The following is an 8229-nucleotide window of genomic DNA, read 5'->3' on the forward strand; positions in this document are numbered from 1 at the left end:
AAACGAGCATCATAACTATATTCCCCTACCCTCATATTGCATCTATTCTTGCATTTAAATAACCCATTAAGAGGATGATGTACTCTTTCTTAAATACTCCCTATCACACTCTTCTCATAACATACAAATAAATGATCTTTATCAAGATGAGAGAACTCTATTCAATAGCGCTCATGGTAAATGATTATGAATAAAATTAAAACTTTAGCAAATAAAAATTTTTTATTTTATGAAAAGAAAGATCATTGAAAAAACTTATTTTTAAGATTCTTAAGTATAGATTTCATTCACTTAAAAAATTAAAGAGTTATCATTTCTTTTTGGAACGTGTCGCAAAAGGATTATCAGAGGCTCGTAATGATATGCGAACGGGTATACCAGACATATCAAATGTTTCACGTAACCCATTGACAAGATAGCGCAAATAGGACTGGGGCATACTTTTGGGGCGCGAGCAAGAAATCATAAATCCAGGAGGACGTGTCTTAACCTGTGTGATGTATTTAACCTTAAGTCGACGTCCAGAAACCGCAGGAGGTGGATGATGAGCCACAACAGTTCCAAGCCATTGGTTCAATTTAGCCGTCGAAATGCGACGATTCCATACACGGTGCATCATCATGACATTTTCCATCAGTTTATCGATCCCTTGACCATATTGTCCTGATAAAGGAACAGCTCTCAAACCACGAACTTGAGGAAGAAATCGCGCACATTTTTCATGCAAATCAATCAATGTGGTCTGACTATTTTCAATAAGGTCCCACTTATTGAAAGCAATAACTGGAACACGCCCTTCACGAATCACAAGATCAGCAATTTGTAAATCCTGCTTTTCAAAAGGTATCGTTGCATCAAAAACAATGACCACCACTTCTGCAAAACGAATAGCACGCAAAGTATCTGCAACAGATAATTTTTCTAATTTTTCCTGAATTTTCGATTTTCGACGTAAACCTGCAGTATCAAAAAGTTTAATATGGCGACCACGCCATTCCCAATCTACAGAAATAGAATCACGCGTAAGTCCTGCTTCTGGTCCTGTTAACAAGCGCTCTTGTTTCAACATACTATTGATAAGAGTCGATTTTCCTGTATTTGGACGCCCCGCAATTGCAATCCTAATGGGCTTACTTTCATCGTAAATAAGCTCCTCTTCTTCCAAATCGTTTACATCATCACCAACAGATGCAGGCTGTATCGTAATATCTTCTTCTTTGTTGTTGCCAAAAGCATGCTCTGACCCCACAGCATCTATAATTGCATCACGCAGATCACTAAGTCCCAAACCATGTTCAGCCGATATTGGGCACGGCTCCCCCAAACCTAATGACCACGCCTCATACTCTCCTCCTGTTGCCGCTCTTGACTCAGACTTATTAGCAACAAGCACAATTGGCTTTCCTGATTTGCGAACCAATGAAGCAAAATTTAAATCACTTGGTGTTATCCCGCTCTTTGCATCAAATACAAATAAAATAAGATCCGCTTCATCAATCGCAGCTTTTGTATGAGAACGCATTCGCCCCTCAAGTGTATGATCACCTGCTTCTTCCAGCCCAGCTGTATCAATCACATCAAAACGTAGATCTTGAAGTTTTGCCGCATGAATACGTCGATCACGTGTTACACCAGGCTTATCATCAACCAAAGCCAATTTTTGCCCAACCAAACGATTAAATAGTGTTGACTTCCCAACATTAGGACGACCAACGATAGCAATGGTAAGGCTCATCGATTTATTCCTTATTTGCCTTGCCCTCAGCTTGTATCAGCTCAAGCATTATTCGAGCCCGATCTGTTATTTTTGAACCCGAAGCACCTTTTTCAGAAATTTTCTTAAAATAATAAACCGCCTCATCCATTTTATCCGCCTTATAAGCAGCTAAACCTAAAGCCTCTCTTGCAGACATATGCATAGGATCGGTATCACTTGTCATATCTTTGATACGCTTTTCAACATCAGCTAACGTCCCTGTATCAACTAGGATATAAGCCGCCCGAATTTTTGCAACTTTCTGCAAAATCTCTGGTGCTTTCTCATCCGCTGCAACAGAATCAAAGATCTCCACTGACTTAATAATGTCACCCTTCTCCATGAGTAAAGAAGCCTCACGTAAACGAGCAAGAAAAGGATACCCTCCAAAATGAGAGGTTTTAACAGTTTCTAATTGCTTTATCGCTTTATCAAAATGACGTGTATCCGCAAAATCAAGACTTTTTACAAATGCATCACCAATATAACCCGCTTTCTTTATTTGCTGATAATGGTAAATTTGATAAGCAACTATCATGAGTATAAAAAGAATAGCTGCTCCAATAATTGAAAAACCATACCGTCTCCAAAAAGCAAGCGCCTTTTCCTGACGAAATTCTGCATTCACTTCAGCAATAAAACTATCATACGACATATATCATACCTTGAAAAAAGTTACTTTATCTGTGCTTTTACGCATAAATGGACCAAGATGGTAGTCCTAATTAACTAAAAATATTTAAATTGCTCGTTTATTTATTTTAAATCAACATGTAGCCAAATAAATCGGATTTTTGCAACAGTCTTAATCGAAAATGATGTAAACGCCCTGTTTGTTCACATTACAGCTTTTACATATATTGTCTTGAGTCTTATAAAAAATTCACTGTTTTAATATTTATCATGATTGCCTATCATCTCAAGCGGATTTTCTCCACATTATATAGAGAGATAATCTTTTAAAGTCTTCAACGCAATCGTTGATAGTATTGGATTATAGAATTATAATAGAAAAGACAATTCTTTTAAAAACTTGAACAAAAAATAAATTTCCACGAATACCTACTAAAACCAAATAGATAAATCTTATCTGTATCAAAAATACCGAAGTGCCATAATAAAGTGTGGTATAATTTCAAATCTTCAGTTAAAGCTCTTTATACAAAATGTATCCCTTCAACTTATCTTCATACGATTAACAACCTTTTGTAATTGATCCTTAAAGTTTCTAAAAATATCCTATTGTAAGGGCCAAACCCACATAAGCATTGGAACAGCAATAATAACGATCAACACCGCCAATGGAGCACCCAAACGTGGATAATCACTAAAACGATATCCTCCTGGTGCCATCACGAGCATATTACTTTGATGTCCAATAGGTGTAAGAAACTCACAGCCTGCACCAATTGCAACAGCCATCAAAAAAGCTTCAGGCTTATAATGAAGGGAATGAGCAAAACTTGACGCAATTGGTGCTACCATCATCACTGTTGCTGCATTATTCAAAAATGGCGTGACCAACATAGCTGTCACCAACATAAGTGCTAAGGCACCAGATGGCGGAAAAAATATTGCCAATTGGCTCAGCCATTGACCAATGAGATCTGTACATCCTGTTTTCTCTAACGCTTCACTCACTGGAATAAGAGCCGCTAATAGTACCAATATTGGGCCATCTAATGCCTGATACAGATCACGCGCAGGCAAAACGCGAAAGATAACCATTGCAGCAGCAGCAGAAAAGAAAGAAAAAGCAACTGGAACAATATGAAAAGCTGTAAAAATAATGGCTATAAATAAAACAGCTAAAGAGATGAAACCATGTCGTAAATTTCCAAACACAATATTTCGTTTTGCTAGGGGCAAGCATTTCAATTCTCTTAATAAATTTGGAATAACTGCATCCTGTCCTTGCAAAACAATCACATCGCCAAGATGAAAAATAATATCATCGAGTCTTCCCCGCACCCTTTCATGTTGACGACTTAACGCAAGCAAATTTACATTATAGCGATCAAATAGAGAAAACTCTTTCGCACTAATACCAATAAGAGGTGAATTATGGGTAATGACTGCTTCAATAATATCAATGTCACTGTCCTTATCACCTGCAGCGATAGTTCGCCCTTTAGAAAACTCTAAACGAGCAGAGTTCATCACGCTATCTAACCCTGTATGCGACCCTTCCAGCAAAATAATATCATTTTCAGACAAAACAAAATCTGGTAATGGCGAAATAGATACTTTGTTTCGGATGATTTGAATCACCATAACGTCACCACTTGATGGCTTAACCAAATCAACAATATTTTTCCCTATAATCGGTGAATTTATTGGAATATGCACTTCTGCAACATAATTACGAATATCAATGGCATCATCAAATGATGCACCTGAACGCACACGCACAGGCAAAAGCCAATAAAAACAGACCAAATATACAACACCAGCCGTCGCAATAACCGCACCAACTGGTGTAAAATCAAACATAGTAAAAGGTGTTCCTGCTAAACGTTCTTGCATCGCTGAAATAACAACATTGGGAGATGTTCCTATCTGTGTCATAAGCCCCCCCAACAAAGAACCAAAGGCCATGGGCATCAAAAAGACAGAAGGAGAAACCTGAGAACGACGTGCAAACTGAAAAGCTATCGGAAGCATAATCGCCAAAGCACCAATGTTTTTAACAAACATTGATAATACGACAACAGAAAGAACTAAAAAAGCTAATTGAAGACGCACAGATTTCACGTCTGGCCATATCCGTTGAATAATAAATTCCATTATACCAGAGCGCGATACGGCCGTACTGACAACAAACACACTCCCCACGATAATAACAATATCATTACTAAAACCGCCAAAAGCTTCCTTCGGACTGACAAGACCAAGAGCACAAGCTATTAATAACGTACAAATAGCAACAAGATCATAACGAAATCGATCCCAAATAAAAACAACCATCATGAGACCAATGATCGAAAAAGCCATTATTTGATTTTCTGTCATAACACTCACCTCTCCCCATTAAATTATAATGTACAAAAACATATCTTTTATGTTTTAAATATTCCTATAAACAGCAGCAAGATAAAAGCAGACATCGGAATATTTTAGGATAATCTTAAAGTGATAAAAAATTATGATGCGCATAAACTTACCTCTCCTTATTATGCGTTCTTTTCTATAAAGTGCTAAACTCAAAGAAAATTGATAAAAGTTGATCAAGCTATATTGCAAAAAAGATGAGAATAACTCTAATATAGAGAGTAGATAATTGTTGAAACTGGTACACGCTATATTTAAACCTTTGTCGTTGCTTAAAAGAATTTATCTTCACTCTCAATTCAAAGAGTGATAAAAATGAAAGAAGAAAGAATGGTCAATCTTAATAGTGGGTATCAAAGTAACCTCAGATATTGGCTCACTTGTATTATTGGATTTGTTGCTATCTTGGCAATTATAATTGTTGGTGGATTTTATATCGCAAAACCCTATCTTGACAGTTTTGTAAAACAAGAAATAGCCCGTCGTGGTATAAAAGCCCTAACATCTGAAGTAAGCATTCTAGGTAGAGTCAATTTGAAGAATGTGACATTACCCGTCCCAGCTGGTACATCACTTAGAATTGGTGCCATTTCTGCCCGTCCTCCCCTTTCCTTTATTCCCGGAACTTTTACATTTTATAATGTTGATTTAAAGCATAATAATATTCATGTGCAAATTCCCCAAATTTCTCTTCGGAGTGTATCCTTAAAAGAAAAAGATAGAACGATAACATCACGGCTTTTACAATCAATGATGCGTATTGAGCTTTCCTCAATTATTGCTCCCAATATACAACTTTCTATAGAAAATAAAAATAACCGAATAGAAACGGTTGAAGTCAAGAATTTCCAGCTTTCTGATTTTAAAAATGGCCATATCCGTTCAGTTAGTATTAAAAATATGGATCTTAAAACAGTTGCAGTAAATGGTGCCAAACAGATGCAGCTTATGGCTAAAAGTGATACAATAAAAGCTCATGATATCGACATCAACTATGCCTATTCTATCATTTTTGGAAAAAACAACGCTCTTAACCAAGATAAAGCCGTTACTGGCCCCATTTCTCTGAATAATGTAAGTATCGATGTGTTTGAAGAAGCGGGAAAAAGTAGTTCTTTCTTCCTCGGACAGTTTAAAACATCTGGTTTAAAAATGAAGCCGCTTGAACAAACTCCTGAAAAATTAATCAAAGCTTATCTTAATGCAAGAAAAGAAAACAATAAAGTCGCTGAAAAAATAGCACAAAATGGTCTTCTTCTAAACATACTGCTCGCCATTACCTCAGCGGATGCCAAAGTTGATAATGTCACCGTTGATATACCGCAGTTGAAAGCAACTCTCGAATCACTCCAATTTAAACCAACCTTGTGGAAACAACCTATCCCCAAAAAGCTTTTTCTTTCTCTCAATAACCTTTCCGTTCTACCTAAAAAAATGAATGAAAAAGACTTAGAGTTCTTCAAAAATCTGAACTTTGAGCGCTTTGACATTTCAGGAAAAATTGATATTTCTTACGATGAAAAAAAACGTATGCTCCTTCTTGATGCAATGTCTTTCAATATGAAAGACGTTGGATCTGGTAACATATCGGCTAAGGTTATTGATGTTGATGAAAAGCTTTTTTCTGGTCAGCAAAATGTAATGATTGCTGCTTCTCAAGACTTTGGCATCAATGAAATTGATGTGCAATATAGGGATGCAGGTTTCATTGATAAGCTTTTTTCTTATCTTGCGCAAAATCTTAATGACAGCCAACATGATCTTAAAAAGGAACTCTATGACGATTTCTATCTAATGATGACGCAGACCCCAAAAATGCTGCTAAAAAATCATGACGAAGCAGAAAAAATTTCAAAATCCTTAGGGGAATTTGCTAAAAATCCACAAACATTGATTGTTAAAATTAAAGCAAAAGATAATAAAGGGCTCACAATGGTTGATCTCGAATCAGCTCTACAAAATGATCTATCCAAGGCTTTAAACAAAGTACATCTCACTATTAAAAATGAAGCATCACCTTAAACATTTTGTGCTTTAAATATGATGATCTTGTCTATAAATTAAGAACTTTATTCCTCTTTTTGCTTTTATATGATACAGAAGGTATCATATAAAGTCATTTACACAGAGAATATAGAATCCTAAAATTGTCGATGCTTGGAGTTGTTCATGTCTGATTTATCTTCAAATCGCCTGCCTAATCGCGCTTCTCGTGTCACCAATCAAGCGCTTTCTGCGATCGAGCGTTTTCTCCATATTGAAGCTCTTAGTGGTATTGTTCTTTTATTAGCTGCTGCTGCTGCACTTATTTTTGCCAATTCTAAATATGCTGCTTTCTATGAATCTTTTTGGCATACACCTCTTGGCTTTAATTTGGGTCATTTCACTCTTTCATGGGATTTACATTTCTGGGTTAATGATGCTCTTATGACTATTTTCTTTCTCGTCGCAGGAATGGAAATTCGACGCGAAATTCATGAAGGTGCTCTTGCCGATTTTAAACAGGCAATCTTACCAATTGTTGCCGCAATAGGAGGCGTTTGTGTTCCCGCAATTATTTACTTTATCTTCAACTTTAACGAGGGGCATATACGCGGTTGGGCTGTGCCAACAGCAACAGATATTGCCTTTGCTCTAGGTATTCTTGCTCTTCTTGGAAAAAAAATTCCTTCTAATCTTCATATTATTCTTCTATCATTAGCGATTATTGATGATATTATCGCTGTTCTTATTATTGCTTTTTTCTACTCAACAAACATTGATCCTAGCGGTTTAATGATTGCAGGAGCAGGTATTACTTTAGTGCTATTTTTTCAGTGGATCGGGCTTGCATCAGCATGGCTTTACATTTTACCTGGTGCAATCATTTGGTGGGGTTTAATGGTAACAGGTGTTCACCCATCACTTGCTGGTGTAATCTTAGGGATGATGACTCCCGTTCTTCCTACCCGTACTCTTGTAGCGCCACTCACCATGCTCAGTAACGCTATGCAAATTCTTCAAGAAAAAAATACAAAAACAGATCTGCATCATATTTCAACCGCATTGAAAAAAATGCGCAAAGGACAACGGGCCATGATTGCTCCAGTAACACGCGTTCAAAAAGCGTTGCATCCATGGGTTGCATACGGTATCATGCCAATCTTTGCCTTCGCAAATGCAGGAGTAAGTTTTGCAAACTTTGATCTTTCTTCTGACAAATCATTCTTGATTGTTTTGGGTGTTGTCATTGGTCTTTTCGTTGGTAAGCCTCTTGGTATTATCACAGCCAGTTATATAGCCGTAAAATCAGGGCTATGCCGCCTACCCCCTCATATGACATGGACAGGCGTTTTACTCATTGGTTTTTTAGCAGGAATTGGCTTTACAATGTCTATCTTTGTTTCAATGCTCGCTTTTAAAGATATTGTTCTGCTTGATGC

5 protein-coding genes are annotated in these 8229 nt (G+C 36.9%); 2 read left to right on the forward strand and 3 right to left on the reverse strand.

All coding sequences use genetic code 11. From position 1 onward, the window contains the following. Window positions 1-310: 310 nt before the first annotated feature. The 3 genes from der to ACFIKE_RS00265 form a co-directional block, all read right to left on the reverse strand. The gene (der, locus tag ACFIKE_RS00255; protein ID WP_375625148.1) at window positions 311-1735 is read right to left on the reverse strand and encodes a ribosome biogenesis GTPase Der; all 1425 of its coding nucleotides are present in this window, start codon (window positions 1733-1735) and stop codon (window positions 311-313) included. Between the two features lie 4 nt (window positions 1736-1739). Then, window positions 1740-2411, reverse strand: a complete 672-nt coding sequence (locus ACFIKE_RS00260; protein ID WP_375625149.1) for a tetratricopeptide repeat protein — start codon at window positions 2409-2411, stop codon at window positions 1740-1742. A gap of 584 nt (window positions 2412-2995) precedes the next feature. Then, window positions 2996-4768: an SLC13 family permease gene (locus tag ACFIKE_RS00265; RefSeq protein WP_375625671.1), complete on the reverse strand. Its 1773-nt coding sequence runs from the start codon at window positions 4766-4768 to the stop codon at window positions 2996-2998. A gap of 354 nt (window positions 4769-5122) precedes the next feature. On the opposite strand from ACFIKE_RS00265, the gene ACFIKE_RS00270 reads away from it, so the two are divergent. Together ACFIKE_RS00270 and nhaA are read left to right on the forward strand one after the other, a co-directional pair. Next, window positions 5123-6829: a hypothetical protein gene (locus ACFIKE_RS00270; protein ID WP_375648118.1), complete on the forward strand. Its 1707-nt coding sequence runs from the start codon at window positions 5123-5125 to the stop codon at window positions 6827-6829. Between the two features lie 147 nt (window positions 6830-6976). Continuing rightward, the coding region (gene nhaA, locus ACFIKE_RS00275) for a Na+/H+ antiporter NhaA (protein ID WP_375648119.1) at window positions 6977-8229 on the forward strand (1253 nt) is incomplete at its 3' end.

The organism is Bartonella sp. MU70NMGDW (assembly GCF_042194085.1).
GTDB classification, from domain to species: Bacteria; Pseudomonadota; Alphaproteobacteria; order Rhizobiales; family Rhizobiaceae; genus Bartonella; species Bartonella grahamii.